General features: G+C 50.9%; 1 protein-coding gene. It reads left to right on the top strand.

The genetic code is table 11. The features are described 5' to 3' along the window. Window positions 1-342: C-terminal helicase domain-containing protein (locus R7F64_RS24060; RefSeq protein WP_318072176.1), on the top strand; the 342-nt coding region annotated here is incomplete at both ends.

The raw sequence follows: 342 nt of genomic DNA, 5'->3' as shown, positions 1-342 counted from the left end.
CGACTGGTCGCAAGTGCTGAGCTTTATTGAAACAAAACACGGTGCGGCCAAATTGGTTAGCCAGCTTGAGAAGCGCGGCATTGTGGCTGAAGCGTTCCACAGTGGTCGCAATCAGCGTGTTCGTCAGGAACTGATTGAGAAGTTCAAGGCGGGTGAAATTCCGTATCTGGTTGCAACTGGCGTTGCCGCGCGTGGTATTGATATCGACAACTTACCAGTAGTGATTAACTACGATTTACCATTCCCTGCGGATGAGTACGTACACCGCATCGGGCGTACTGGCCGTGCTGGCGCGCAAGGTGAAGCGATCTCTTTAGTATCGAAGGATGATTTCAAAAACCT

This window comes from Vibrio sp. Vb1980 (assembly GCF_033338615.1).
Lineage (GTDB): Bacteria > Pseudomonadota > Gammaproteobacteria > Enterobacterales > Vibrionaceae > Vibrio > Vibrio alginolyticus.
The sequence above is the reverse complement of the archived record's forward strand: the minus strand, read 5'-3'. Positions and strand labels throughout refer to the sequence as shown.